Here is a 25,977-nt window from a genome sequence, read left to right as displayed (position 1 = left end):
ATCTATGGATCTTAATAATTTTTTTAAGAAGTTTGAAAAAAATTTTAAGGGAAAAAAGAAAAGCTCAAATATACTGATACTAGTTGTGGTAGGTTTGTTATTTTTAATATGTGGAAGTTTTTTTAAAGATATATCTACTATGGGAAAAAATAAGGAACCAAAGCCAGAAGAAAAGAATTTACAAGCTACTAAAGAGGATAAAGATAAGAATTATGAAGAAGAACTTCAAAATAGATTAAAAAGTACATTGGAGAAAATTGATGGTGTTGGAAAAGTTGAGGTTATGATAAATTTTGAAAGTGGAGAAGAAAAAGTTCCAGCGGTAAATGTAAATAACTCTACAAATAAAAGTGTAGAAAAGGATACAGAGGGTGGAGTTAGAAATACAACTCAAGAAAACGAAGGAAGTAATGTAGTTGTAACCAACAATGGGGATAAAACAGAGCCTCTTATAGTAAAAGAATACAAGCCTAAAATTATAGGAATTTGTATAGTAGCCCAGGGGGCTGAAGATAGTGTTACAAAGCTTAGGATATCAAAGGCTGTGGTGGACTTATTTAATGTACCTCAGTATAAAGTTAATGTATATCCTATGAAAAAGTAGTATATTAATAATTTTTTAAGCATATAATCTTTTAGAATTATAAATGGGAGGAATGAATTATATGAATAAAAAACAAGGAGCCATAATTGTAACCTTATTAGCACTTATAGTATGTACAGGCGTAATAGCGACTAAACTCAATAATCCCCTTTATGTAAATGGGACAGAGGAAGGTACTACTGTTTCTTTTAATGATACTTATAACAATTCTAAAAAAGAGGAGAAGAAAACTAATGCAAATACTTCTCAATCAGAATTTTTTGCAGAGACTAAACTTACAAGGGATCAAAAAACAGCACAAACACTTCAAACATTAAAATCTTTAATAGATGATAAAAATGTACCTAAGGAAAACAAAAAAGAGGCAGTTGAAAAGTATACAAAGCTAGCTATGAATTCAAACTACGAATCTAAAATAGAATCTGTACTAAAAAGCAAAGGTTATGATGACGTAGTATGTTCTATAGAAAACAATAAAGTTAGAATAATGGTAAAGGGAAAAGAAAAATTGACAGATAAGCAAACTAGAGATATAAGAAATGTAGTGGTAAATGTTTCCAATATACAAGAAGTAGAAATTGAAACTAAACAATAATAATTGTAAAAAATACTTCCTTTTGATATAATTAACCTAAGATTATGGTTTGCTTTGCAAAACTTAGGAGGTACGGATATGGAAGAAAATATTAAGAATGATATGGGCATAGTTAAAATATCTGACGAAGTAGTAGGAGTTATAGCAGGTCTTGCAGCTTCAGAAGTTGAAGGCATAGTAGGAATGAGTTCAGGAGTAGTAGGTGGCATAACTCAAATACTTAAAGGAAAGAAAAATCTATCTAAAGGTGTAAAGGTTAATGCAACTGAGGATAGCGTATCTATAGATTTATATGTAGTTGTAGAATATGGAATTAAAATTTTAGATGTTGCTTTAAAAGTTCAAGAAGATGTAAGAAGATCTATAGAAACTATGACTGGACTTACTGTTTCAGCAGTAAATATACATGTACAAAACGTAATGATACCTAAAATGGATAAAGAACCAGAGGAGTTTATAGATTTAGAACAATAATAAAATATTATTCACCCTCTCTGAGAGAGGGTGTTTCTATGTAAAAGATTAATATTAATAAAAGTGCTAATAATAAAAAATATATAATGTAAATGTAGGAGGAAAATATGAACAGAACAAAATCAAGAGAAGTAGCAATGAAATTACTATTCCAAGTAACTATTAATGGTGAAAAATACGAAGATGTTGTGGATAATTCTAAAGAAATTTTAGATGAAAAAGAAAATCATTTAGACATGGATTACATAGTTAGAATTTTAAAAGGTGTAGAAGAACATAGAGAAGAATTAGATAAAGAAATAGAGAAATTCTTATTAAAATGGAAACTTTCAAGATTATCAAAAATAGATTTAACTATATTAAGATTAGCTACTTATGAAGTATTATATGAAGAAGAAATACCAAATAAAGTAGCAGTAAATGAAGCTATAGAAATTGCTAAAAAATACTCAGAAGAAAAATCTGCTTCGTTTATAAATGGAGTTTTAGGAAATATGATTAAAAGATAATACTTGTATGAAAGTGGAGAGCTCAGCTTTTCACTTTTATATTAAATAATATTATGATAAAAGGTGAATTTTATGTATATTAAAACCTTAACAGTTTCAGAATTAAATAAATATGTAAAAAATATTTTAAATAATGATTTTATATTAAATAACTCTAAGATAGAGGGAGAAATATCTAATTTAAAGATACATAGTAGTGGTCATATTTATTTTTCATTAAAGGATTCTTTTAGCAAAATAAATTGTATAATGTTTAGGAGTAATGCAGCAAAATTAAAATTTATACCAGAAAACGGAATGAATGTAGTGATAAATGGCTATGTGTCTGTATATGAGAAGGAGGGCATTTATCAACTTTATTGTGTGGATATGAATCCTAAAGGACTTGGAGATCTTTATATGGCTTTTGAAAAGTTAAAGGAAAAGCTTGGTAGGAAAGGGCTTTTTGATGAAGAACACAAAAAATCTATTCCTAAGTTTCCTAAAAAAATTGGGGTTATAACATCTCCTACAGGGGCTGCTATAAGAGATATCATAAATGTTACTACGAGAAGAAATAAATCTATAGATATTTTAATATGCAAAGCTTTAGTACAAGGAACGGATGCTAGTAAAACTATTATAGAGGGTATAGAGAAACTTAATAAAATAGAGGATATAGATATAATAATAATAGCCCGTGGTGGTGGCTCTATAGAGGAATTATGGAGCTTTAATGATGAGAATTTAGCGTATGCTATATATAACTCTAAAAAACCAATTATTACAGGTGTTGGACATGAAACGGATTTTACTATTGCAGATTTTGTTAGTGACAAAAGAGCACCTACTCCTTCAGCAGCAGCAGAAATTGCAGTGTTTAATAAAGAAGAATGGGAAAATCAAATAATAAACTATAAGTATCACTTAGAAAATTCCATGGATAATTTATTTAAACAGGGTAAGAATCAATTAGCTTTTTTAAAACATAGATTAGAATCTAATACCCCATTTAATATTATAGTAAATGAATACAATAATATAGATAAGTTAAAAGAACTTTTAAATATAAAAATTACTTCAAAGGTAAATTGGGAAAAAGAAAGACTTTATAGACTTAGGGAACTTTTAAAAGCTCATAATCCTCTTAATATATTAGATAAGGGCTATGCCATCGTAAAAGATGACAATGATATTGTTATAGGAAGTAAGAATAACTTAAAAAATAAGGACTTTATTCATATTACTTTTAAGGATGGAAGTACAAAATTAAAGATAGAGGAAGTAAAATAGTAATTTAAGGAGGATATTATGCCGAGGAAAAAAGAAACTTTTGAAACTATGCTAGGTAAATTGAAAACTATAGTAGACAAAATGGATAGTGAGGACATAACCTTAGAAGATTCTATGAAAGAATATGAGGAAGGTGTAAAACTTTGCAATAAGTTATATAAAATATTAAATGATGCAGAAGGCAAAATAAAGATTCTCACAGAAAACGGTGAAGAAGAATTTCAAAATTTATAAAAATTAGGAATGGGGATTGATGAATCTATGGAAAACATGAGAGAATTAAAGGTGAAAATAGATAAACATCTTAAGGATTATTTCAAGAATAAAGGTTCTTATGATAAGAAGATATATGAAGCTATGACCTATAGTTTAGAAGCTGGTGGAAAAAGAATAAGACCCATACTGTTCTTAAATACTTATGAACTTTACAAAAAAGACTACAATAAAGCTATAGAAATGGCAGCATCTATAGAAATGATACATACCTATTCACTAATTCACGATGATTTGCCTAGTATGGATAATGATGATCTAAGAAGAGGAAGACCTACTAATCATAAGGTTTTTGGCGAGGCTATCGCAATACTCGCAGGGGATGGACTTTTAAATGAAGCTATGAATATAATGTTTAAATATTCAATAGAAAATGGATTAGATGCCTTAAAATCAGCTTATTTAATATCTGAAGCAGCTGGAGTCAATGGAATGATAGGTGGTCAAGTAGTGGATATTTTAAGTGAAAATAAAGAAATATCTAAAAAACAATTAAATTATATGCATAAAAAAAAGACAGGAGCTTTAATTAAAGCATCTATATTAGCTGGTGCTACAGCTGCTGGTGCAGGTTTAGAAGATTTAAATTACTTGGAGGATTTTGGAGAAAAGTTAGGATTAGCATTTCAAATAAAAGATGATATATTAGATGTAACAGGAGATTCAAAGTTATTAGGTAAAAAAGTAAAAAGTGATGAAGAAAATAACAAAACTACATTTATAAAAGTTTATGGTATAGAAAACTGTAAGACTATGTGTGAAAACTTAACTAAAGATTGTTTAAATATATTAGATAAGTTGGACAGAAACACAGAAAAATTAAGAGATATTACACTATTTTTATTAAAAAGAGATTATTAAACTTAAATGGTTTATAAATAAATAAAATTTAAAAATAAACCAATGCAATAACTAATTTTATATGATATAATAAAAACTACTTTGCTAGAAACACTAGTAATTAATAAATTTGAAATTTATCTTAATTGTTGAATATATAGATTTTATTAAAAGTGGTGCAGTATTCTAGTCAGGTAAGTATATTTTGAAGGCGGGGCTAAAAATCCGCCAAAGGGCACATCGATGAAGCTCTTGGTGCTGGCTTATGACGCCCAGTTGTGGGTTGGTGCTGGGAGTAAGGGGGATGGGGCAACCGCAATGGCATGCGCAATTGACCCTACCTTCGCGGAGACCATTACTTGTGTATAGGGAGAGATATCCTATAGACGATAATGGATTAAACCTGCAATGTGGCTAAATGCTATGTGCAGTGTAGCCTGCCTTGAGTGATATAGGGAGAGGTTAAGTCTAAACTTGAAAGGAAGGCCAAACTTTCAAGCTATTGCTTACTGAAACCTATGTTGCAAAAGAGGCTAGAGATATACCCAACTGTAGAGGAAATCTCCTAGACTGTTCTAACTTTAGAGATATTTTAGGGATTGCAGTGCGGACTAAGTGGCAATCTAGTACTATACATTTTATTGTATGGATAAGGCATTAAAGGGAAACCGTCAAAATGGCGACATTTTGATTGCTTTATGGGAAATCCAACTAGACCTAAGCCGCAAAATTAACCTAAAGTATTACCACTTTTTTATAATTTATTGGAGGAAGAGTCAATTGGCAAGTAAAAAAAATAATAAAAAGAGTAATTCCAGTGTTAATATAAAATGGATGGCTACCATTATAGTATGGTCCATGATTTTTTCTGGAAGTATATCTCTTATTTCAGATGTGCTACTAAAAAATGTAAATTTGTTAGTAGCTTTTATTATATTAATATTTATAATATTAATTGGTATAATATTTGATATAATAGGAGTATCAGTAACAGCTGCAGATGAAGTTCCTTTTCATTCTATGGCTGCAAATAAAGTATCTGGTGCAAAAATTGCGGTAAAACTTATAAGAAATGCAGATAAGGTTTCAAGTTTTTGTAATGATGTAGTAGGAGACGTATGTGGAATAGTAAGTGGTTCCATCGGAGTTATTATAGCTAGTAAGATTATAGCTTACAAAGGAGATATAAATACAACTATAATAACTACTTTAATAGGAGTACTAGTAGGAGCAGCAACAATAGGAGGAAAAGCATTAGGAAAAGGTTTTGCTATAAAGAATAGTAACGAAATCGTGAGAAAAGTTTCTAATATTATACATTTTTTTAAAAAGGATAGATGAAGATGAAAAAAATACTAGATAATTATTATAAAAATACTAATAGTATAAAGTCTATGTCTACAAAAGAGTTAAATGAATTTGCTTTTGAAATAAGAGAATTTTTAATAGAAAATGTTTCAAAAACAGGAGGACATTTAGCATCTAATTTAGGTGTAGTAGAACTTACTTTGAGTATATATAAAGTTTTTGATTTAGATAAAGATAAACTTATATGGGACGTAGGTCATCAAGCATATGTACATAAAATATTAACAGGAAGAAAAGAAAAATTTAATACATTAAGGCAGTACGGAGGAATAAGTGGATTTCCTAAGAGATGTGAAAGTATCTATGACATTTTTGAAACGGGACATAGTAGCACTTCTATATCTGCAGCATTAGGTATTGCAAGGGCTAGAGATTTAAAAAAAGATAAATATAATGTAATTTCTGTAATAGGTGATGGAGCACTAACAGGAGGCATGGCTTTTGAAGCTTTAAATGATCTAGGTTTTAATAAAACTAATGTTATAATAATATTAAACGACAATCAAATGTCTATAGGTAGAAATGTAGGAGGTATGTCTAGCTATTTAAGTAAAATAAGAGTAGATCCTACATATAATAGACTTAAGTCAGAAGTAGATACTACTTTAAGAAAAATACCTAATATAGGTAGGGGTGTAGCTAAATCCTTAGAGAAGATGAAAAATGGTATAAAACAAATGGTTGTACCTGGAATGTTTTTTGAAAATATAGGTATAAAATATTTAGGACCCATAGATGGTCACAATATAAAAGAATTAACAGAAGTTATGGCTATGGCTAAAAATATAAAAGGTCCAGTTTTAATTCATGCTATTACTAAAAAAGGTAAAGGATATGAGTATGCTGAAAAATATCCAGATAAATTTCATGGCATAGGACCTTTTAACTGTAATAGTGGAGAGGTTAATTCTAAGGCCTGTGTGTCTTATTCTAAGATTTTTGGCAAGGAGATAACAAGGCTTGCTAAGGAAGATGAAAATATAGTTGCTATTACAGCAGCAATGAGAGATGGTACGGGACTTTCAGAATTTGCTAAAACTTATCCTAATAGATTTTTTGATGTAGGTATAGCAGAACAACATGCTACTACATTAGCGGCAGGTATGGCTACAGCTGGGCTTAAACCAGTTTTTGCTGTATATTCTACTTTTCTTCAAAGAGCATATGATCAAATAATACATGATATATGCATACAAAACTTACCTGTGGTTTTCGCTATAGATAGGGCTGGTATTGTAGGAAATGATGGAGAAACTCATCAAGGAATTTTTGATTTATCTTATTTAACCCATATGCCTAACATGACTATAGTTGCACCTAAGTGTACTGAGGAACTTACATATATTTTAAAATGGGCATTAAATGAAAATTCACCTATAGCTATTCGTTATCCAAGAGGTGGAGATATTAAGAAATTAAAACTTTTACCTAATGTAAATATAGAAAAAGGTAAATGGGAAGTGATTTCCAAGGAGGGTAAGATAGCTTTAATAGCTACAGGCAAAATGGTTCAACATGCTTTGTTGGCAAAGGAAAAATTAAAGGAAATAGGAATAGATGTAACAGTAGTTAATGCAATATTTATTAAACCCTTAGATAAAAATTTACTAAATTATTTTATAAAAAATCATTATAAAATAATTACTATAGAGGATAATGTACTTCATGGTGGATTTGGCAGTATGGTATTAGAGTACATAAACAGTATAAATACCAACACGAAAGTGTTAAATTTAGCCTTTAAAGACAAATTTGTACCTCATGGTAATGTAGAATTATTATATAAATCAGAAGGGCTGGATACAGAAGGTATTATCAAAAGTGTAATGAAAATAATATAATAAGTATAGAGGAGTTAATTATGGCAGAGAAAAAAGAAAGATTAGATGTGCTATTGGTACAAAAAGGTTTTTTTGATTCTAGAGAAAAAGCGCGAGCTAGCATAATGGCAGGAGAAATATTTGTAGATGAAAATAGAGTAGATAAATGTGGAGAAAAGGTAAAAGAAAGTTCTAATATAGAATTTAGAGGACAAAAACTTCCCTATGTAAGTAGAGGTGGATTGAAATTAGAAAAGGCTGTTAATAATTTCAATATAGATTTAAAAGAAAAAACTTGTTTAGATATAGGTGCATCAACTGGTGGATTTACAGATTGTATGCTTCAAAATGGAGCAAAAAAAGTATTTGCAATAGATGTAGGCTATGGTCAGTTTGCATGGAAACTTAGAATTGATCCTAGGGTAGTATGCATGGAAAGAACCAATGTAAGATATGTTAATCCAGAAGATTTAGGAGAATTGGGGGATTTTGCAAGCATTGATGTATCTTTTATATCTTTAGAGCTTGTAATGCCAGTAGTTATGAAGTTATTAAAAGGCAATGGAGAAATTATGGCACTTATAAAACCTCAATTTGAGGCAGGTAGAGGAAAAGTAGGTAAAAAAGGTGTAGTAAGAGAAAGTGGTACTCATAAAGAAGTTATAAATAAAATAGTTAATTTCGCAGAAAATAATAATCTTAATATATTGTCATTAGATTATTCTCCTATAAAAGGACCAGAAGGAAATATAGAATATCTTATATATGTTACAAAGGATATGCATAGGGAATCAAATTTCACTCATGATTATGTAGATTATATTGTAGATAAGGCACATGGAAACTTAAATGGGGAGAAGTAATGAAAAATATAGGTATAAATATAAATACAGATAAAAATATAAGCAAGGATACAATTGATTTTATAACTAATTGTATATATAAACAGTGTAGAGAAGCTAATGTAAAACTATTTTACGACTCTAAAGGAATAAAAGATGAAAAAAACAAAAATTTAGATGCACTAATAGTTTTAGGCGGAGATGGTACTATATTAAGTACTTTAAGAAATTTAGCAGAATACTCAGTGCCTATTTTTGGTATTAATAAAGGACATTTAGGTTTCTTAGCAGAAGTAGAAATGGAAGAGTGTGAAAATGCTATAGAAAACCTTTTTAATGGAAATTATATTATAGAAGATAGAATTATGCTTAAATGTGATTTTCTAGAGGATCATCATGAAGAAGAATTGCTAGCTTTAAATGATGTAGTAATTAATAAAGGAAATTTATCTAGAATAGTTAAGTACAGTATATATATAGATGATGTTTTTTATACTACTTTTGTGGCAGATGGTGTTATTATATCAACACCTACAGGTTCTACAGCCTATTCTCTTTCAGCAGGAGGACCTATTATTTATCCAAATTTAGATGTAGTAGAAGTTACTCCAATATGTCCACATTCTTTAGGCATAAGACCTATAATATTAAATGGAAACAGTAAAATTTATATACAAATAAATAAAAGTTATGAAGAACCTGTTTTAACTGTAGATGGCCAGGTATATAGAAAGCTTTATAAAAATGCTGTTACTGTAAGTAAATCTGATTATAAATGCAAAATTATAAAATTTAAGAATAAAAATTATTTTAAAATATTAAGAAAAAAAATTACTTATAGATCTAAAGAATGCGAAGGTGAATAAATATGAAAGTTTCAAGACATGCTAAAATTTTAGAAATAATAAATTCAAAGGATATAGACACTCAAGAGGAACTTGCAGAAGAATTAAAAAAAATAGGAATGAATGTTACTCAAGCAACTGTTTCAAGGGATATAAAAGAACTTAAACTTATAAAGGTATTAGCTGATTCTGGTAAATATAAATATGCTACTATAAATCATACAGAAAGTACTATGTCTGATAAACTTGTTAATATATTTTCTCAAACTGTAGTTAGTGTAGAGAACATAGAAAAGTTTATTATTATAAAAACTATACCAGGTTCGGCATCAGCAGCGGCAGAAACTGTGGATTCATTAAGTCTTGATGGATTAGCTGGAACTATTGCAGGGGATAATACTATATTTGCTATAGCAAGAAATAATGAAAAAGCTGAGGAAGTAGTTCAAAAAATGAAACAAATTTTAAAATAGTAAGGGGGATGTATATGCTCCTTCAACTTAATATAAAAAACTTTGCGCTTATTGAAGAACTTAGTATATCTTTTAATAAGGGATTTAATGTTTTTACTGGAGAAACTGGAGCAGGAAAGTCTATACTAATAGATGCTATAAGCTATGTATTAGGCAACAAATTTAATAGAGATTTGATAAGAACTGGGGAAAATAAAACTTATGTAGAAGCAATATTTACCATTGAAAATGATAATACTATAGATATTTTAAAAAAATATAATATAGAATTTGATGATTTACTTATAATAAGTAGAGAAACTTTTCAATATGGTAAAAGTATAGCAAAAGTTAATGGAAAAAGTATATTATTATCAAGTTTAAAAGAAATAAGTGCAACTTTATTAGATATACATGGTCAACATGAAAATCAAAATTTATTAAACATAGAAAATCATATAAATTATTTAGATTATTTCGCAGAAAAAGAAATATATGAAGTAATAAAAAGCTATAAAGAGCATTATGATAATTTATATGAAATTGACAAAAAAATAAAGGAACTTTCAGGAGAAAACGGTGAAAGAGAAAAGTTAATGGATTTCTTAAGATACCAAATAAATGAAATAGATAATGCTAACTTAAAAGCTGAAGAAGAAGAGGAATTAGAACAAAAATTTAAAGAGCTTTCTAATGCAGAAAAAATAAGCAAAGTTCTTTTAAATAGTTATGGTATTTTATATGGCGGATTAGAAGAAAGCTTTTCTATTTTTGAAAGCTTAGGGTATGTATTAAGGGAGTTACAATCTATAGATAGTATAGATAAAATAAAAAATATAGAAAGCTCTTTAAAGGATGCTTACTACATTATAGAGGAAACTATAAGAAATGTAGGAGATATAAAGGATCAATTTTATTATGATGAAAATGAATTGGATTCTATAAATAGTAGATTGTTTCAGATATCTACATATAAAAAGAAGTATGGTAGTACAATAAAAGAAATATTAGAGTATAGAGATAAAATAAGCAAACAATATGAAGAAATGTCAAATAGTGAAGAAATAATAGAAAATTTAAAAAATGAAAAAGAAAAGCTAGAGAATATCATTAAGAATATAGCTTTAAAAATACACGATATAAGATCTAATTATGCGGAAGAGTTAGAAAAAAATATAAAGAAAGAGTTAGCATACATAGGACTAGAAAAAACTGTTTTTAAAATAAAGATAGATTTAATAGACAAAATTTTGAAAAATGGTATGAATAGGGTGGAATTTTATGTGTCTACTAATCCAGGAGAACCGCTTAAACCTTTAGATAAAGTAGTATCTGGAGGAGAACTTTCAAGAATAATGCTAGCCTTAAAAACGGTATTTGTAGACAAGGATAAAATACCAACAGTTATATTTGATGAAATAGATACAGGAATAAGTGGTGTAGTAGCTCAAAGTGTAGGGGAAAAAATGTATTCTATATCTTATGGACATCAAATATTTTGTGTAACTCACCTTTCACAGATAGCCTGTATGTCGGACAATCATTATTATATACATAAGGAAATAATAAATGATAAAACTTATACTAGAATTAAAAAATTAAATCAAGAAGAAAAACAAAAAGAAATTGCAAGAATAATTGGTGGGTATAATATTACAGATATAACCTTTGAAAATTCTAAGGAAATGATAAAAATAGCAGATAACAAGAAAAAAGAAATAATAAAATTAAAAAAATAACCATTATAAATAAATAAAAGATATATCCTTATAATATAAATTTATGAGGATATATTTTTTTTATTTTTGTTAACAATAAAAATAAATGTCAAGAATAATATAATAAGCATAAATTACAGTAAAAACATATTTAATAAAAAATTAAGAAAGTATTGGTTTTTAATGAAACTATATAATAGCATAATAAAAAACTAAACGGGGAAATTTAAAATTAAATAAAGTTTTGAAACAGGAGGTAAAATTATGCACAAAAAATTTAAAAAAGTATTAAGCTTTTTTTTAATTCCTATCCTGTTAATAAGTTTAATTACCTATTTTAAAATTGAAAATATACCTACAACTATTTTTGTAAGAGAAGGGGAAAATGTAAAAAATAATAATTTTATAAAATTAACTGAAGAGTGCAATAGTAAAAATGTAAATTCAGATATTAAATCTTACAACAAAAAGTTAGATGTTAAAATTTTAGGAGTGCTTCCAGTAAAATCTGTGGACTTAAAATCTGTATCCAAAAACATTACAGTATACCCTGGAGGCCGACCTATTGGAGTAAAATTAAATACTAAAGGAGCATTAGTAATAGCTTTATCTGATATAGAAGGTAAGGATGGAAAAACACAAAGTCCAGCAGCTTTAAATGGAGTTGAAATAGGAGATAGTATAGTAAGAATAAACGATAGGGAAGTAAATAATTCAGAAGATGTAGAAAAGCAAGTAGGTTCTTGTGATGGAAAAGAAATAAAGATAACATTATATAGAAAAGGTAAAAAAATCGTAAAAGGTGTAAAGCCTATACAAAGTAAAAAAGATAATAGATATAAGATAGGATTGTGGGTTAGAGATTCTACAGCTGGAGTAGGGACTTTAACATTTTATCATAACAAAACGGGCAAATTCGCAGCATTAGGCCACCCTATAACAGATGTAGATACAGGAACAATATTAACTATAGATTCTGGGGAAATAGTTCCTTCCTCTATTGTTTCTGTAAAGAAAGGTATAAAAGGAAGTCCTGGGGAACTAAAAGGTATATTTTTAGATGAAGATTTAATTTTAGGTCAGATACAGAATAATACAGAATGTGGGATATTTGGAACATGTAATTTAAAAATGGATAACAAAATATATAAAAAACCAATGGAAGTAGCTCTAAGAAATGAAATAAAAGAGGGTCCTGCTCAGGTTTTAACTACTTTAGAAGGAGAAGAGCCAAAACTATATAATATAGAAATTCAAAAACTATTGTCCCAAGATAAACCTGGTCCTAAAAGTATGATAATCAAAGTTACAGATGAAAAGCTTATGAAAAAAACAGGTGGAATAGTTCAAGGAATGAGTGGAAGCCCTATAATACAGAATAATAAAATAGTAGGCGCAGTAACTCATGTACTTATAAATAGACCAGATGTAGGATATGGTATTTATATAGAATGGATGCTAAAAGATGCAGGATTGCTTCAAAATAACTAATTTGTAATTTTTATGACAAATAAATTTATATATGATACTATATTAATATAAGATAGTATAATAATATACTATCTTATATTATTTATATAAAAATTTTATAAATAAGAAGGATTTGTTTTACTTTTGTCGAAATAATAATTTGTTAAGATATGGTAATTAATAGAAAAGGGGAGTCGTTCTATGGAAGAAACAAAAATTAATGTTATCATTGCAGATGATAATAAGGAATTTTGCAACATCTTAAGTGATTATCTATTAAACCAAAGGGATATAGTAGTCACAGGTATAGCAAATGACGGTGTAGAAGCTTTAAAACTTGTGGAGGAGAAAAAACCAGATTTAATAATATTAGATATAATAATGCCACATTTAGACGGACTAGGAGTGTTAGAAAAGTTAAATAGTATGGATATAGAACCATTACCAAGGGTAATTGTATTATCTGCAGTAGGTCAAGATAAGATAACCCAAAGAGCCATAACATTAGGGGCAGATTATTACGTTGTTAAACCATTTGATATGGATGTATTTACAAAGAGAATAAGACAAATGTTTAACAACACTATTACAGATGAGGAAACAAAAAAACCTGTTACTATAAATGATGTACCACAGCAGGTAAGCATAACTAAAAATGAGCCGGTAGACTTAGAACAGGAAATAACCGATATAATACATGAAATAGGTGTACCAGCTCACATAAAAGGATATATGTACTTAAGAGAAGCTATAACCATGGTAGTAAATGATATGGAGCTTTTATCAGCAGTTACAAAGGAGTTATATCCATCCATTGCTAAGAAGTATAATACTACAGCAAGTAGAGTAGAAAGAGCTATAAGACATGCTATAGAAGTAGCTTGGTCTAGAGGCCAAATAGAAACAATAAATAAAATATTTGGCTATACCATTCATAATGACAAAGGTAAACCTACAAATTCAGAGTTTATTGCAATGGTTGCTGATAAATTAAGATTAAAAAACAGAGTAAGTTAAGTTAGAAAAATTAATAGTTTGGAAAAATTCACTTTTATACTACTAGCATAATATTAAAAAACTTTCTTCATTTTTAATAAACGAAGAAAGTTTTTTAATTTAAATAAATTAGTAAATTAGAGTATTAAACGCCAAAGTAACAACGAATAAATAGGGCAGCTAATGCAGCTCCAACAAAAGGTGCTGTACCTGGTATTAATAAACCATATTGCCAATCATTATTAGCTTTATTTTTTATTGGTAATAATTGAAAAGCAAGTCTTGGACCTAAGTCACGGGCTTGGTTCATTGCGAAACCAGTAGGACCACCTAATGCCATACCAATTGCCCAAACTAAAAGACCTACTGCTATTGGTAACATTGTTTCATTTTTTATTGCAACTCCTAAAATACAAGATATAAATACGAAAGTTGCAAACATTTCTACAAAGAAGTTTCTTGGTAAATTACGAATTATTGGGTTAGTAGAAAAAATATTTCTAACAGCAATTGGATCTACTTCCCCTTCACTAGCTTTAAATTGGTCAGCATAAATTACGTATACAATTAATGCACCAACAACGGCACCTAAAAATTCTGCTATAGAATAAGGTATAAAATAAGACCAAGGAATCATCCCTAATATACTTTGAGCTAATGCCATAGCTGGGTTAAGGCAAACTCCTCCAAAAACAAATAAAACAATTGTGATACCAAATGCCCAAGTTGTAATGGCAAACAAATGACCACTTCCACGATATTTAGCACCTTTTAGTACTTCATCACAATGTACGCCTACACCGAATATAATCATAAGCGCAGTACCTAAAAATTCAGCAAGTAAATGTTCAAACATATTCTTTTCCTCCTATTATGTTTTATATAATTTTTTATTTAAAAATAAATGTAATGAATTAACAGTAATTAAATATTAAATAAGTTTTACATATTTTTATAAATCTATAATAATTCCATTAATTTATTTAATATCTTATACTTGAAACCGAAGTATAAGATATTAAATAAATGTGATGATTATCAAATAAAATTTAGTTTTTACCTTTAACTATAACGCTTAGTCCATCAGGGATTACAGCTACCTTTGCATCTTTTCCTTTTAATTCAAAGGCACGTTCTAAAGCTTCATCAATAGTTTTTGCAACCTCCATGTGTAAGCCAGTAACTAATGAAGGATCTACTAGGTCAGAAACCATAATAACTTTATGATTAACTAAAATTCTAGCTAAGATTTGTGATGTCCATTGTTCTGGTAAAGTTTCTAATCTAGGTGTATTAACAGCTAAATCTAAGAATTCTTGAGGATCTTTAACATTAGCCACGTTATCATAGAAAGCTTGTCCGCCATGTCCATCTCTACATCCAGCAACCATAATGATTATTCCATCCTTTTTTAAAGTTGCTTCTGCAGCAGTCATTCCCTTAACTGCTTGATAAATATTTTGATCTAATGGGTATCCACCATTTGTAGAAATAGCTATATCACAATCAACTTTATCTACACAAGCTAAACTATTTACAAATTCACAACCTGATAAATGAGCTTTTTCTAAATTACCAGCAAAAGATCCGATAATTTTATGTTCACCATTTAATACAACATTGATGATGAAAGCTAGTTTTGCAGTTTTTGCAGCATAAACCATATCTTCATGAACTAGGTTTTTAGATAAGTTTCCAGTACGAGAATTTTTACTATCAATAAATTCTCCACTGTGATTTGCCATAATTGTTTTATATGAAGCTATACCAGGTAACACTGATTTTCTGCCACCAGAAAATCCCGCAAAGAAGTGTGCTTCAATAAAACCTTCAGCTAAAAGTAAATCAGCTTCAGCTGCAATTTTATTAATTATACATTCTCCACCACTTGGTAGAGTTCCAATCTTTTTCATAGATGCATCATCTGTAGCAACATGCATTACAATTTCTTCATTGTCAACAATTTCTTTACCGTATTTAGAGATTAATTCTTCTTTTGTACTTGGTCTATGGAAACCTGTAGCAACTAAAATACGAATACGTGCATTAGGAGCTACAGTACGAATTCTTCTTAATAAAATAGGTGTAATAATATGAGAAGGAACTGGTCTAGTGTGATCACTGCTTATGATTACAATATCTTTTTTACCTTTAGCTAATTTTTCTAAGGAAGGACCACCTATTGGATTATCTAAAGATTTTTCAACAATTTCACGTTCATCTTCTTTAGATTCATAAGTTCCTTGCTTTGATTCTAATAAGCCTATAAAGTTTTTTTCCTCTAATTCAAGATTTATTGTTTTGGAATCATATGGTAATTTGAAGTTTAACATAATCCTCATCTCCTTTTTTTTAACGTTAACTAGTGTAATTTAAAATAAAATATGATAAAATATCAAATGAGGTTAACAAATGTTAACCTCATTTGATATTAAATTGTATATTTGAACTATTTCCTTTAAATATATAGTTAATTTTTATTTATTTTAATTAAAATTTTTATAAATGTTAGAGGCATAATTGTAGAAAAAATTGTGGATTTTTAAATTGTATAGTTAAGTAATTTATTAATATTTAGGAGGATATAGTGTGGATTCAAAGTTTTTAATTGAATTTTTAGAAAAACGAAACACAAGAACTATTACCAAGAAATATCATACATATTTAACTTATTATGGATTAGAACAACAATATACTTATGTTTTGAAAAAAGGAATAATTAAAACAAGTATTATCTTAAAGAATGGACGCGAGTTCAACATTTCTTATATTTGTGTTCCTGATATTATCTCCTTATTAAGAGATGAAGTTAGTAATTATACATCTTCACCATTTAATGTAAGAGTTGAATCTGAGGAAGCGATTTTTTATAAAATTCCACGGGTTACATTTTGGCAATATGTAAATAATAATTTAGAATTACAACAATACATAAAAGATTATTATAGATCTAAATTATCTGAAAGTATACATAATCAGCAAGTTATGATTATGAATAGTAAAAAGGGCGCAGTTTGTGCATTTTTGTATAATTTGATTAGTAAATTTGGTAAAAAACAAAAAGTAGGATATTTAATTGACTTTCCAATAACTAATGAGGATATAGCGGGATTTTGTGGTATTTCCACAAGAAACAGTGTAAATCGTATCCTTAGTGAACTGAAAAAAGAAAAAATAATTGATATTGTAGATCAAAGGATACATATACTGGATATTGAGTATTTGTTTGGTTTTGTACTTGAGTAATAGTTTAAATACTAACTATTTTAATTTTAATTAGTTATATTAATAATTAAGTTTATAAAAATAAGACTAAATCCAAAGCCTAGCTTTATTATAAAAATTTAAAATATGAGGGGAGGAATGTCTAAGCTTTTCTAGGCTTTTATTAGGCAAAAAAGAATATGAAAGACACAATATCTACAGCAGAAATGATGGAGAAGGAGAGTATACCTAAGGTACTTTTAAAGTTATCAGTACCTGCAATAATAGCTATGTTAATTACTGCTATTTATAATATAGTTGATACTATGTTTGTTGGTATGCTTAACAATACTAGTGCTATTGCTGCAGTATCTATAGTATACCCATTGTTTATGTTTATTGGGGCTATAGGAGTTATGTTTGGAGCAGGAGGTGCTTCTTATCTATCAAGATTGTTGGGAGAAAAGAAAAAAAAGGAGGCAGATAGAACACTTACATCTACTATAGTGATTGGGTGTATATTTAGCTTGATTTTTACTGTGATTTCTATAAAATTTTTAGATCAATTTTTATTGATGTATGGAGCAACAGAAAGTACAATGCCCTATGCTAAGGAATATGGATATACAATAGTATTGGGATCTATTTTCACCATTGGAACAGCCATAATGAGTAACACCATTAGAGCTGAGGGAAATTCAAGATATAGTATGGTAGCTACCTGTATAGGTGGGGTTATAAATATAATACTAGATCCTATATTTATGTTTAAACTTGGTATGGGTATAAAAGGTGCAGCAGTTGCTACAGTTATATCACAGATAGTATCTTTTATTTTTCTTTTAAGGTATTATTATTCTAAGAAAAGCTATATAAAATTAGGAATAAAGTTTTTAAAGCCAACTTTTAATATGTTTTTTGAAATACTTAAGATAGGTATTCCTATTTTTGTAACTCAAGTATTAGGAAGTTTTGCTTTAGGTTTTATGAACCTAGGTGCAAAGCCTTATGGAGATGCATCAGTAGCAGCTATGGGTATAGTATTTAGAGTTATGTCTATAGGATTTTATATAGTATTTGGAATAGGACAAGGATTCCAACCTGTTGCAGGATATAATTACGGAGCCAAAAATTTTAATAGATTAAAAGAAGCCGTTAAAATATCTATTAAATGGAGTACTATAGCTGGTATTATTATATCTGGTTTATTTATAGTTTTTGCAAGAGGTTGTATGATTATATTTACAAAGGACAAAGAAGTTATAGATATAGGGGTAAAAGCCTTTAGAGCTGCATCATTATTATTTCCTTTATTTGGATATGTAAATACGTATTCAGTATTATATCAAGCTTTAGGTAAGGCTTTTGGAGCATTTATTCTATCTGTTTCTAGACAAGGGATATTTTATATACCTTTAATCTTTATATTACCTAAGTTTATAGGATTAGAAGGGGTAATATTCTGTCAAACTGCAGCAGATGGATTAGCCTTTATAGAAACTTTAATAATGGCCATTTGGCTGAAAAAAAATTTAAAAAAGGAAAAAATAGGAGAAACTAATTCAGATACAATGAAGGATGTTTCATCTTTTTAAAAATTGAATTAGGTTTAAAGAAAAAATATAATTTTTAATTTTTATATATTAAAGAAGAACACTTTCTATGAAAATATTAAATTTTAATAGAAAGTGTTCTTCTTTAATATCAATAAAAACTTGTCAAATTTGACTAATAAATAGGAAAAATATAAAAATATTAGAAGTAAATTACCATAAAATATAGAATATTTGTAGTGATGTAATCTATTAGATAATATTTTGATTGGAGGAATTATAATGATAACACTAATTATTATACTATTTATTATTTTAACAATTAAAAAAGAAAAAATCACAAGAAAACAACTTGAAGAAAAATATGGTTTGGGAGAAAAGGCAGGTTTAATTACTATAGTAGATACTGAGTTTGGTAGCGTATGTGTAAATAGTAATGGCCAGGATGGTCAAGTCTCATATGTATGGAAAGATGAAAATAATATATATTTTATAGCAGATGAAATAGGGGGAAATGATTATGGAAAAATAACAATACCTATAGATAGAATAATGTATTTTACTAGAATAGGAGATATGTACACTAATATTAGGGGTGGAGGTACTGACTTAGCCATTATTAGATCAGCTATAGAAGGAGAAAAAGATAGGGATAGGATAAAAGAAATTAAAACTGAAGTAATAGATAAGAGAACAACTATAATAAAATTACTAGATGATAATGGGAACAAAAAAATTATTAAGTTTAAATCTAGTGATTATGATGTTTTTTTAGGTTAATACCCGAAAAAGAAAAGAGCTTATTACAAGATAGAGAAGCTAATATAGATCCAAATATTAATGCAATATACAAATTGGATAAATTAAGAAAAGAAGGCGTTTTAACGGAGGAGGAATTTAGTTTAAAGAAAGGAGAGTTATTAGGAAAAATTAACTAAGTTTATCAATAACACCTTATTAATACTGGGAATTTTTATCATATTAAAAGAGGATTTAAGACCTACTGCGACGAGGAATGCGGTGAAGAAATACAAGATAAATAATTTACATAGAGGAAGGTAGAATCATTAGATTTGGCTTCTTTTAAATTACATTATTTTATTAATTTTAGCATATAATAAATCTTATAATTATTTAAGAATATTAGAAATCATATCTTTTAATAAATTTAAAATATATAAAGTGAGGGAGTTTTATGGAGTTTTATGAAAAAACTTTAAATGAACAATCAATATACAAAGGCAAAATAATAAATGTAGTGAAACAACAGGTTAAATTACCTAATGGAAAAGAATCTATGAGAGAAATTGTAAAACATTCAGGAGCAGTAGCGGTATTAACTTATAAGGATGAAAATACATTGATATTTGTAAAACAATTTAGAAAACCTATAGACATGGAGATTTTAGAGATACCTGCAGGTAAAATTGAAGAAGGTGAGGATAAAAGAACTTGTGCTGAAAGGGAGTTAGAAGAGGAAACCGGATATAGAGCAAAAAAACTTGAATACTTAGGGAAAATAGTTACATCACCAGGATTTACAGATGAATATATATATATGTATAAAGCTACAGAACTTTATAAAGGTCAGGATGGTCTAAAGGATGAGGATGAATTTATAAATTTAATGGAAATAGATAAAAAGAAATTAAAATCTTTAATTAAAGATGGTAAAATAATAGATGCTAAAAGTATAAGTGCTATAATGTTTGATTATTTAATTTAGACATATAACTTCTTTTACTATCATAAATATAAAAAAGATAGTTAACAAAAGGGGGATAAATTATTATGGAAAACAAACTTCTATATGGCATAAATAAACATGTGCAGGAAAACTTTTGGCTCTATGTAGTAAGCTTACTTTGTATATGTACAGGGGTGGTTTTGGGTATTTATTCTGTAAAATATATGGGGTCTTTTGAAAAAAGTGATTTATCAAGTTATTTACAAAATTTTAGTAACACTTTAAATAATAGAGGCATAAATTCAAAATCTGTATTAATAGAAACTATTAAAAATAATGCAGTTCTTATAATAGGAATATGGTTTTTAGGATTAACTATGATAGGCATTCCAGTTATTCTTATTATAGATATAATAAAGGGTTTCACTATAGGATTTACAACTAGTTTTATAGTAAACGCTCTAGGGATAAAAGGAGTTTGGATGTCTTTTTTAGGTGTACTTCCTCAAAACTTAATATATATTCCGTGTGTAATATTTGCATCAGTTTTAGCCATGGAGTTTTCTGTAAATCTATTAAGAAACAAAACCAATAGATTATGGGAAAAAAATGTGTGGGTTAAAGTAACTTCTTATTCTTTTTCATTTATGTTTATTGCAATTATTATGTTTGTGGGCTTTTTACTTGAATCATATATAACCCCTAATATGATAAAGTTAGTAGTAGAAAGAATGGGGATGTTTATGGCATGATTTTTTACGAATATAAAGAATGCATGATTACTGCAATAAAATGTTTTATTATTTTATTGTTTTTTGGCATCTTGCTTCCAAAAATAATGGATTTATTTCTTTATAATTTTTTTATGAAAAATCATGTTTATGAAAATAGTACTCTAGTTTTTAATAGATTAAACTTAAAAGTTAAATTAATTTATAACTATATATTAGTTTTCAGTAATTTTTTTAAAGGTTTTTAAAAAAATTTGTTGAATATAATAAATAAGTCTGAAATAATAGGAGAATGTGGAATGAGTAGCGTTTTAGAAGGATATTTAAAAGAACTTCAAAGAAAAAGTTTAAGTAAAAATACTATAGATGCGTATAATAGAGATATAACTAAATTTAAGGAATTTGCAACTACTAGAGAGGAAGATTTAAAATCTGCAACCACCGTTACTATTATGGCTTATGTTCAACACTTAGAAAAAACTGGACATGCTACTTCATCTATAGTTAGAAACATAGTATCTATAAGGAATTTCTATAAGTATTTAATAAAAAAAGGAATTGTACTAGAAGACCCTACATTATCTTATGATATACCAAAAGTTCAAAGAAATATACCTAAAATACTATCTGTAGAGGAAGTAGATGCTTTATTAAATTCTCCAGATAATTCTAAAAAAGGTCTGCGAGATAAAGCAATGCTTGAGCTTATGTATGCTACAGGAACTAAAGTTACAGAACTTTTAAATTTAACTATATATGATATAAATTTAAAGTTTAATTATATAAAATGTAGGGGGACTAAAAGTAAGGAAAGAATAATTCCGATAGGTTCCTATGCAGTAAATTGTTTAAAAGAATATTTACAAGTTAGACCAGAGTTAAACATATATAATTTAGATTATTTATTTTTAAATTTGAAAGGCACACAACTTACAAGACAAGGGTTTTGGAAAATAATTAAGCATTATGCAAAGGAAACTGGTATAGATAAAGCTATAAATGCCTATACTTTAAGACATTCTTTTGCAGTACATCTTCTTCAAAATGGAGCAGATATTAAATCTGTACAGGAATTATTAGGTCATAGAGATTTAGCAGCTACTCAAATTTATTCAACTATATCAAGAAAAAGCAAAATAGCACAAGTATATAAAAATGCACATCCTAGGGCATAATTTAACTAAAAGTAAATATTAATAATTATAGATTAAAACAAGAGCAAGAGGAGGAATAATAATGGACTTAAAGAAATTAAAAGAAAGCGTAGAATTTGTAAAGGAAAATTTAAAAGAAACACCACAAATAGGTATTATATTAGGATCTGGGCTAGGTGAATTAGGTGAACTTGTAGAAAATAAACAAATAATAAAATATAGTGATATACCTAATATGCCAGTATCTACAGTAGCAGGTCACAAAGGTCAATTTGTATGTGGAGATTTAAATGGAAAAAAGGTAATTATGATGCAAGGAAGAGTTCATTATTATGAGGGAAATAAAATGGAAGATGTAATACTTCCTGTTTACATAATGAAAGAAATAGGTATAGAAAAATTAATAGTTACTAATGCTGCTGGTGGAGTAAATGAAGGTTTTAATCCAGGAGATCTTATGATAATAAAAGATCATATAAACTTTTCATTTGACAATCCTTTAATTGGAAAAAATATTGATGATTTAGGACCAAGATTTCCGGATATGTCTGAACCTTATAACAGAGAACTAATAAAATTAACTAAAGATATATCAAGCAAATTAGATGTAAAACTTCAAGAAGGTGTTTATGCAATGATGACAGGTCCAACTTATGAAACACCTGCAGAGGTAAGAATGTTAAGACTTTTAGGAGCGGATGCGGTAGGTATGTCTACAGTACCAGAAGTTATAGGAGCAAATCATTGTGGAATTAAGGTTTTAGGAATATCTTGTATTACAAATATGGCAGCTGGTATATTAGATCAGCCATTAAATCATGAAGAAGTAATAGAAACCTCAAATAGGGTAAAAAATACTTTTGTTACTTTAGTAAAAGAAATTATAAAAAATATGTAAATGTGTTTATGTTTTATATAGATAGTTAGTTCATTTAGGAGGAATCTTATGGATTTACTAAAGAGTATAAATGAAGCTAAAGAATATATTAAAAATGTAAACAATGAAAATATAGATATAGCTATAATATTAGGTTCTGCTCTTGGAGATATTGTGGACGATATACAAAATAAAAAGATTATAAGTTATATTAATATACCTAATTTTTCTGTATCCACAATTAAAGAAATAACAAGTAATATTTAAAATCTATTTCTGTATTTTAAGGAGGACAAATTTATGAGAATGTACGACTTAATATTAAAAAAGAGAAATGGTAATGAACTTACTACAGAGGAAATAAATTATTTTGTAAAGGAGTACACAGCAGGCAATGTACCGGACTATCAAGCTTCAGCATTGCTTATGGCAATATATTTTCAAAAGATGAATAGAAGAGAAACTGTTGACCTTACAAAAGCCATGGTAAACTCTGGGGATATATTAGATTTATCAAAAATACAAGGTATAAAAGTAGATAAGCACAGTACAGGTGGAGTAGGAGATACTACTACTTTAGTTTTAGGACCTATGGTAGCTGCTTTAGGTATACCTGTAGCTAAAATGTCTGGAAGAGGATTAGGTCATACAGGCGGTACTATAGATAAATTAGAAACGTTTAAAGGCTTTTCAGTAGAAATGACAGAAGAAGAGTTTATAAATAACGTAAATAATATAAAATTAGCAGTGGGAGGTCAAACAGCAGATTTAGCCCCAGCAGATAAGAAATTATATGCATTAAGGGATGTTACTGCTACAGTAGATAATATATCATTAATAGCATCTAGCATAATGAGTAAAAAAATAGCTGCGGGAGCAGACGCTATAGTTTTAGATGTGAAGGTTGGAGAAGGAGCTTTTATGAAAACTGTGGAAAATGCTAGGGAGTTAGCAACTGAAATGGTTAACATAGGAAAAACAGTAGGAAGAAATACCGTGGCTATAATATCAGATATGGATCAACCTTTAGGATTTGCTATAGGAAATGCTTTAGAAGTTAAAGAAGCTATAAATACTTTAAAAGGAAAGGGTCCTAAGGATTTATTAGAATTGTGCTTAACATTAGGTAGTAATATGATAGTTCTAGCCAATAGGGCAAAAACTATAGAAGAAGCAAAATCTATGCTTTTAAACACTATAGAAAAAGGTACAGCTATAGAAAAATTAAAGGAATTTATAAAGTCCCAAGGTGGAGATGAAACTTTAGTAGAGTGTGAAGAAAAACTTCCAAAAGCAGATTATATAATACCTGTAATTTCAGAAAAAGAAGGTTATGTAAATAAAATACATGCTGAAAATATAGGAATAGTAGCTATGGAACTTGGAGCAGGAAGAGCTACTAAAGAAAGCGTAATAGATTTAGCTGTAGGAATAGTTCTAAACAAAAAAAGAGGAGACAAAGTAGAAAAAGGAGATACTATAGCTTACGTTCATGCAAATGATAAGGCAAAAGGTGAAAAAGCCGTAAAAGATATAATAAACAACTATGTTATAGAGAATACTTGTAATGAAAAAGTTCCATTAATTCATGATATAGTGTCATAATTTAAATCTCTTGGAACTTAAAGTTCTTTTATAGGCAGCATTGAAAATAATAAATTTATTTAGAACTTCTTAAGTGTATTTTTATATATTTCCCAGAAAATACAAATAAGAAGTTTTAAATTTTTTTATAAGTTTTATATCTTCTATATTTTATTCTCAAATATAGAATTAACAGAATGGATAGTAAGGAAATTTTATATTAGGGAGTCTCTAACTCAATCAAGTACACATTTTAGTGTTTTTTGTTTTAATAAAAATGTCTGATTGATAAGATGTACATAAGTTTGTTATCTTTAGATGAACAAATAAGTATATAAATTTTTATTAATATTTTTATTGCCAGTGGTAATGGCAATATGGAGGTTAACATGAAGAAAATAAATATTTAGACTAGCATCTGTGCTATTGTAATTATTATAATTTTTGGCATAGTAATACGTAAAAGTACAGTACCTAATATTGATTCTATTGATTATTTAATAAGTAAAGAAGATAATGTAAGTATTACAAAGATGTTTAATGAGGAAAAAACTAAAAATGGTAGAAAATTTGATTTTGATAGATTTGATGGTAAATGGTCTTTGATGGAATTTCAATCAACAAAAGATAATAAAATAAAAATAATAGATAACTCTAAAATCACTAAAGGAACACTTTACATTGTAGTTTTAAGTTCGGAATATAAAGCTATAGCTACTCATAAATCAAATGGGAAAGCATCATTAAATTTAACTACACCTGAAAACGGTAAATATTTTATTAGGATTGTCGGTAAAGGTTCTAGAGGTAATTTAAATATAAAAATAAATTCAACTACTGATGTACACCTTTCTCATAGAAGTATATTTGAATAAATACTAGTATTTTTGTTTGAAGAAAAAATGTAAAAGTATAATTACAATAACTCTAATTTTTTGCACATCATCTTAAAAATAATAAAAAATATTTGAGTCCAATTATTAAATTAGTTGTTACATTTATTATGCAAATTGTGTTAATTATAGGAACAAATTCGAAAGGATTTTATAGTCTAATGGCAATTGGTATTGAATCAATATATTTTATCCATTATGCAAAATGTATGTTAC

The 25,977-nt window shown here is 28.0% G+C and carries 27 protein-coding genes; 25 read left to right on the top strand and 2 right to left on the bottom strand.

Features of this window, described 5'->3' with window-relative positions:
- Nucleotides 1-4 precede the first annotated feature (4 nt).
- The 15 genes from spoIIIAG (at nt 5) to spo0A (ending at nt 14,099) form a co-directional block, all read left to right on the top strand.
- Nucleotides 5-604 carry a stage III sporulation protein AG gene (gene spoIIIAG / locus BN1711_RS07805; RefSeq protein ID WP_050607599.1) on the top strand — a complete coding sequence of 200 codons (600 nt, stop codon included), beginning with the start codon at nt 5-7 and terminating at the stop codon, nt 602-604.
- 61 nt (nt 605-665) lie between these two features.
- Nucleotides 666-1,199: a SpoIIIAH-like family protein gene (locus BN1711_RS07800; protein WP_050607598.1), complete on the top strand. Its 534-nt coding sequence runs from the start codon at nt 666-668 to the stop codon at nt 1,197-1,199.
- Nucleotides 1,200-1,277: 78 nt separating this feature from the next.
- Entirely contained in the window at nt 1,278-1,673 is a 396-nt protein-coding gene (locus BN1711_RS07795; protein ID WP_050607597.1) for an Asp23/Gls24 family envelope stress response protein, read from the top strand.
- A 107-nt stretch (nt 1,674-1,780) separates the two neighbouring features.
- Nucleotides 1,781-2,182, top strand: a complete 402-nt coding sequence (gene nusB / locus BN1711_RS07790) for a transcription antitermination factor NusB (protein ID WP_050607596.1) — start codon at nt 1,781-1,783, stop codon at nt 2,180-2,182.
- Between the two features lie 72 nt (nt 2,183-2,254).
- Nucleotides 2,255-3,454, top strand: a complete 1,200-nt coding sequence (gene xseA / locus BN1711_RS07785) for an exodeoxyribonuclease VII large subunit (RefSeq protein ID WP_050607595.1) — start codon at nt 2,255-2,257, stop codon at nt 3,452-3,454.
- Between the two features lie 18 nt (nt 3,455-3,472).
- Entirely contained in the window at nt 3,473-3,688 is a 216-nt protein-coding gene (locus BN1711_RS07780) for an exodeoxyribonuclease VII small subunit (protein WP_050607594.1), read from the top strand.
- Between the two features lie 9 nt (nt 3,689-3,697).
- The gene (locus BN1711_RS07775; RefSeq protein WP_423243700.1) at nt 3,698-4,588 is read left to right on the top strand and encodes a polyprenyl synthetase family protein; all 891 of its coding nucleotides are present in this window, start codon (nt 3,698-3,700) and stop codon (nt 4,586-4,588) included.
- A gap of 813 nt (nt 4,589-5,401) precedes the next feature.
- Nucleotides 5,402-5,908, top strand: a complete 507-nt coding sequence (locus tag BN1711_RS07770; RefSeq protein WP_050608468.1) for a CNNM domain-containing protein — start codon at nt 5,402-5,404, stop codon at nt 5,906-5,908.
- A gap of 2 nt (nt 5,909-5,910) precedes the next feature.
- On the top strand, nt 5,911-7,776 hold the full coding sequence (gene dxs, locus BN1711_RS07765) for a 1-deoxy-D-xylulose-5-phosphate synthase (protein ID WP_050607592.1): 1,866 nt from the start codon (nt 5,911-5,913) through the stop codon (nt 7,774-7,776).
- A 20-nt stretch (nt 7,777-7,796) separates the two neighbouring features.
- Nucleotides 7,797-8,618, top strand: a complete 822-nt coding sequence (locus tag BN1711_RS07760; protein WP_050607591.1) for a TlyA family RNA methyltransferase — start codon at nt 7,797-7,799, stop codon at nt 8,616-8,618.
- Nucleotides 8,618-9,463 (top strand): NAD(+)/NADH kinase, encoded by an 846-nt coding sequence (locus tag BN1711_RS07755; protein WP_050607590.1) that lies wholly within the window; start codon nt 8,618-8,620, stop codon nt 9,461-9,463. Before BN1711_RS07760 ends, BN1711_RS07755 begins: the two co-directional genes overlap by 1 nt.
- Before the next feature lie 2 nt (nt 9,464-9,465).
- The gene (locus BN1711_RS07750) at nt 9,466-9,915 is read left to right on the top strand and encodes an arginine repressor (protein ID WP_050607589.1); all 450 of its coding nucleotides are present in this window, start codon (nt 9,466-9,468) and stop codon (nt 9,913-9,915) included.
- A gap of 14 nt (nt 9,916-9,929) precedes the next feature.
- The gene (recN, locus tag BN1711_RS07745; protein ID WP_050607588.1) at nt 9,930-11,633 is read left to right on the top strand and encodes a DNA repair protein RecN; all 1,704 of its coding nucleotides are present in this window, start codon (nt 9,930-9,932) and stop codon (nt 11,631-11,633) included.
- Between the two features lie 243 nt (nt 11,634-11,876).
- Nucleotides 11,877-13,103: a SpoIVB peptidase gene (gene spoIVB, locus BN1711_RS07740; RefSeq protein ID WP_050607587.1), complete on the top strand. Its 1,227-nt coding sequence runs from the start codon at nt 11,877-11,879 to the stop codon at nt 13,101-13,103.
- A 180-nt stretch (nt 13,104-13,283) separates the two neighbouring features.
- Nucleotides 13,284-14,099 carry a sporulation transcription factor Spo0A gene (spo0A, locus tag BN1711_RS07735; protein WP_050607586.1) on the top strand — a complete coding sequence of 272 codons (816 nt, stop codon included), beginning with the start codon at nt 13,284-13,286 and terminating at the stop codon, nt 14,097-14,099.
- Nucleotides 14,100-14,223: 124 nt separating this feature from the next.
- Here the strand turns inward: spo0A and larD are convergent, their stop codons facing one another.
- Nucleotides 14,224-14,934, bottom strand: coding sequence for a D/L-lactic acid transporter LarD (gene larD / locus BN1711_RS07730; RefSeq protein WP_050607585.1), 711 nt, complete (start codon nt 14,932-14,934; stop codon nt 14,224-14,226).
- Between the two features lie 193 nt (nt 14,935-15,127).
- Nucleotides 15,128-16,411, bottom strand: coding sequence for a nickel-dependent lactate racemase (gene larA / locus BN1711_RS07725; protein ID WP_050607584.1), 1,284 nt, complete (start codon nt 16,409-16,411; stop codon nt 15,128-15,130).
- Nucleotides 16,412-16,667: 256 nt separating this feature from the next.
- Between larA and BN1711_RS07720 the strand changes: the two genes are divergently transcribed.
- The 10 genes from BN1711_RS07720 (at nt 16,668) to BN1711_RS07670 (ending at nt 25,743) form a co-directional block, all read left to right on the top strand.
- Nucleotides 16,668-17,324 carry a Crp/Fnr family transcriptional regulator gene (locus BN1711_RS07720; protein ID WP_050607583.1) on the top strand — a complete coding sequence of 219 codons (657 nt, stop codon included), beginning with the start codon at nt 16,668-16,670 and terminating at the stop codon, nt 17,322-17,324.
- 158 nt (nt 17,325-17,482) lie between these two features.
- Entirely contained in the window at nt 17,483-18,877 is a 1,395-nt protein-coding gene (locus tag BN1711_RS07715) for an MATE family efflux transporter (protein WP_050607582.1), read from the top strand.
- A 240-nt stretch (nt 18,878-19,117) separates the two neighbouring features.
- Nucleotides 19,118-19,615: a hypothetical protein gene (locus BN1711_RS07710; RefSeq protein WP_050607581.1), complete on the top strand. Its 498-nt coding sequence runs from the start codon at nt 19,118-19,120 to the stop codon at nt 19,613-19,615.
- A 415-nt stretch (nt 19,616-20,030) separates the two neighbouring features.
- A complete protein-coding gene (locus BN1711_RS07705; RefSeq protein WP_050607580.1) occupies nt 20,031-20,561 on the top strand; it encodes an NUDIX hydrolase in 531 nt (176 codons plus the stop codon).
- Between the two features lie 65 nt (nt 20,562-20,626).
- The gene (gene spoIIM / locus BN1711_RS07700) at nt 20,627-21,274 is read left to right on the top strand and encodes a stage II sporulation protein M (RefSeq protein WP_050607579.1); all 648 of its coding nucleotides are present in this window, start codon (nt 20,627-20,629) and stop codon (nt 21,272-21,274) included.
- A 278-nt stretch (nt 21,275-21,552) separates the two neighbouring features.
- Nucleotides 21,553-22,428, top strand: a complete 876-nt coding sequence (xerD, locus tag BN1711_RS07690; protein WP_050607578.1) for a site-specific tyrosine recombinase XerD — start codon at nt 21,553-21,555, stop codon at nt 22,426-22,428.
- A gap of 61 nt (nt 22,429-22,489) precedes the next feature.
- Complete coding sequence (locus BN1711_RS07685) at nt 22,490-23,305, top strand: purine-nucleoside phosphorylase (RefSeq protein ID WP_050607577.1); 816 nt, start codon at nt 22,490-22,492, stop codon at nt 23,303-23,305.
- 48 nt (nt 23,306-23,353) lie between these two features.
- Nucleotides 23,354-23,551 carry a hypothetical protein gene (locus tag BN1711_RS07680; RefSeq protein ID WP_050607576.1) on the top strand — a complete coding sequence of 66 codons (198 nt, stop codon included), beginning with the start codon at nt 23,354-23,356 and terminating at the stop codon, nt 23,549-23,551.
- A gap of 33 nt (nt 23,552-23,584) precedes the next feature.
- Nucleotides 23,585-24,889, top strand: coding sequence for a pyrimidine-nucleoside phosphorylase (locus tag BN1711_RS07675; RefSeq protein ID WP_050607575.1), 1,305 nt, complete (start codon nt 23,585-23,587; stop codon nt 24,887-24,889).
- A 512-nt stretch (nt 24,890-25,401) separates the two neighbouring features.
- Nucleotides 25,402-25,743, top strand: coding sequence for a hypothetical protein (locus BN1711_RS07670; protein WP_050607574.1), 342 nt, complete (start codon nt 25,402-25,404; stop codon nt 25,741-25,743).
- Nucleotides 25,744-25,977 lie beyond the last annotated feature (234 nt).

Origin of the sequence: Clostridium niameyense (assembly GCF_001243045.1) — a bacterium.
Taxonomy (GTDB): Bacteria; Bacillota; Clostridia; order Clostridiales; family Clostridiaceae; genus Clostridium_F; species Clostridium_F niameyense.
This window is presented reverse-complemented; position numbering and strand designations above follow the sequence as displayed.

Coding starts and splice junctions, on each gene's coding strand:
- spoIIIAG (WP_050607599.1), top strand. CDS start 5: ATGGATCTTAATAATTTTTTTAAGAAGTTTGAAAAAAATTTTAAGGGA.
- BN1711_RS07800 (WP_050607598.1), top strand. CDS start 666: ATGAATAAAAAACAAGGAGCCATAATTGTAACCTTATTAGCACTTATA.
- BN1711_RS07795 (WP_050607597.1), top strand. CDS start 1,278: ATGGAAGAAAATATTAAGAATGATATGGGCATAGTTAAAATATCTGAC.
- nusB (WP_050607596.1), top strand. CDS start 1,781: ATGAACAGAACAAAATCAAGAGAAGTAGCAATGAAATTACTATTCCAA.
- xseA (WP_050607595.1), top strand. CDS start 2,255: ATGTATATTAAAACCTTAACAGTTTCAGAATTAAATAAATATGTAAAA.
- BN1711_RS07780 (WP_050607594.1), top strand. CDS start 3,473: ATGCCGAGGAAAAAAGAAACTTTTGAAACTATGCTAGGTAAATTGAAA.
- BN1711_RS07775 (WP_423243700.1), top strand. CDS start 3,698: ATGGGGATTGATGAATCTATGGAAAACATGAGAGAATTAAAGGTGAAA.
- BN1711_RS07770 (WP_050608468.1), top strand. CDS start 5,402: ATGGCTACCATTATAGTATGGTCCATGATTTTTTCTGGAAGTATATCT.
- dxs (WP_050607592.1), top strand. CDS start 5,911: ATGAAAAAAATACTAGATAATTATTATAAAAATACTAATAGTATAAAG.
- BN1711_RS07760 (WP_050607591.1), top strand. CDS start 7,797: ATGGCAGAGAAAAAAGAAAGATTAGATGTGCTATTGGTACAAAAAGGT.
- BN1711_RS07755 (WP_050607590.1), top strand. CDS start 8,618: ATGAAAAATATAGGTATAAATATAAATACAGATAAAAATATAAGCAAG.
- BN1711_RS07750 (WP_050607589.1), top strand. CDS start 9,466: ATGAAAGTTTCAAGACATGCTAAAATTTTAGAAATAATAAATTCAAAG.
- recN (WP_050607588.1), top strand. CDS start 9,930: ATGCTCCTTCAACTTAATATAAAAAACTTTGCGCTTATTGAAGAACTT.
- spoIVB (WP_050607587.1), top strand. CDS start 11,877: ATGCACAAAAAATTTAAAAAAGTATTAAGCTTTTTTTTAATTCCTATC.
- spo0A (WP_050607586.1), top strand. CDS start 13,284: ATGGAAGAAACAAAAATTAATGTTATCATTGCAGATGATAATAAGGAA.
- larD (WP_050607585.1), bottom strand. CDS start 14,934: ATGTTTGAACATTTACTTGCTGAATTTTTAGGTACTGCGCTTATGATT.
- larA (WP_050607584.1), bottom strand. CDS start 16,411: ATGTTAAACTTCAAATTACCATATGATTCCAAAACAATAAATCTTGAA.
- BN1711_RS07715 (WP_050607582.1), top strand. CDS start 17,483: ATGAAAGACACAATATCTACAGCAGAAATGATGGAGAAGGAGAGTATA.
- BN1711_RS07710 (WP_050607581.1), top strand. CDS start 19,118: ATGATAACACTAATTATTATACTATTTATTATTTTAACAATTAAAAAA.
- BN1711_RS07705 (WP_050607580.1), top strand. CDS start 20,031: ATGGAGTTTTATGAAAAAACTTTAAATGAACAATCAATATACAAAGGC.
- spoIIM (WP_050607579.1), top strand. CDS start 20,627: ATGGAAAACAAACTTCTATATGGCATAAATAAACATGTGCAGGAAAAC.
- xerD (WP_050607578.1), top strand. CDS start 21,553: ATGAGTAGCGTTTTAGAAGGATATTTAAAAGAACTTCAAAGAAAAAGT.
- BN1711_RS07685 (WP_050607577.1), top strand. CDS start 22,490: ATGGACTTAAAGAAATTAAAAGAAAGCGTAGAATTTGTAAAGGAAAAT.
- BN1711_RS07680 (WP_050607576.1), top strand. CDS start 23,354: ATGGATTTACTAAAGAGTATAAATGAAGCTAAAGAATATATTAAAAAT.
- BN1711_RS07675 (WP_050607575.1), top strand. CDS start 23,585: ATGAGAATGTACGACTTAATATTAAAAAAGAGAAATGGTAATGAACTT.
- BN1711_RS07670 (WP_050607574.1), top strand. CDS start 25,402: ATGTTTAATGAGGAAAAAACTAAAAATGGTAGAAAATTTGATTTTGAT.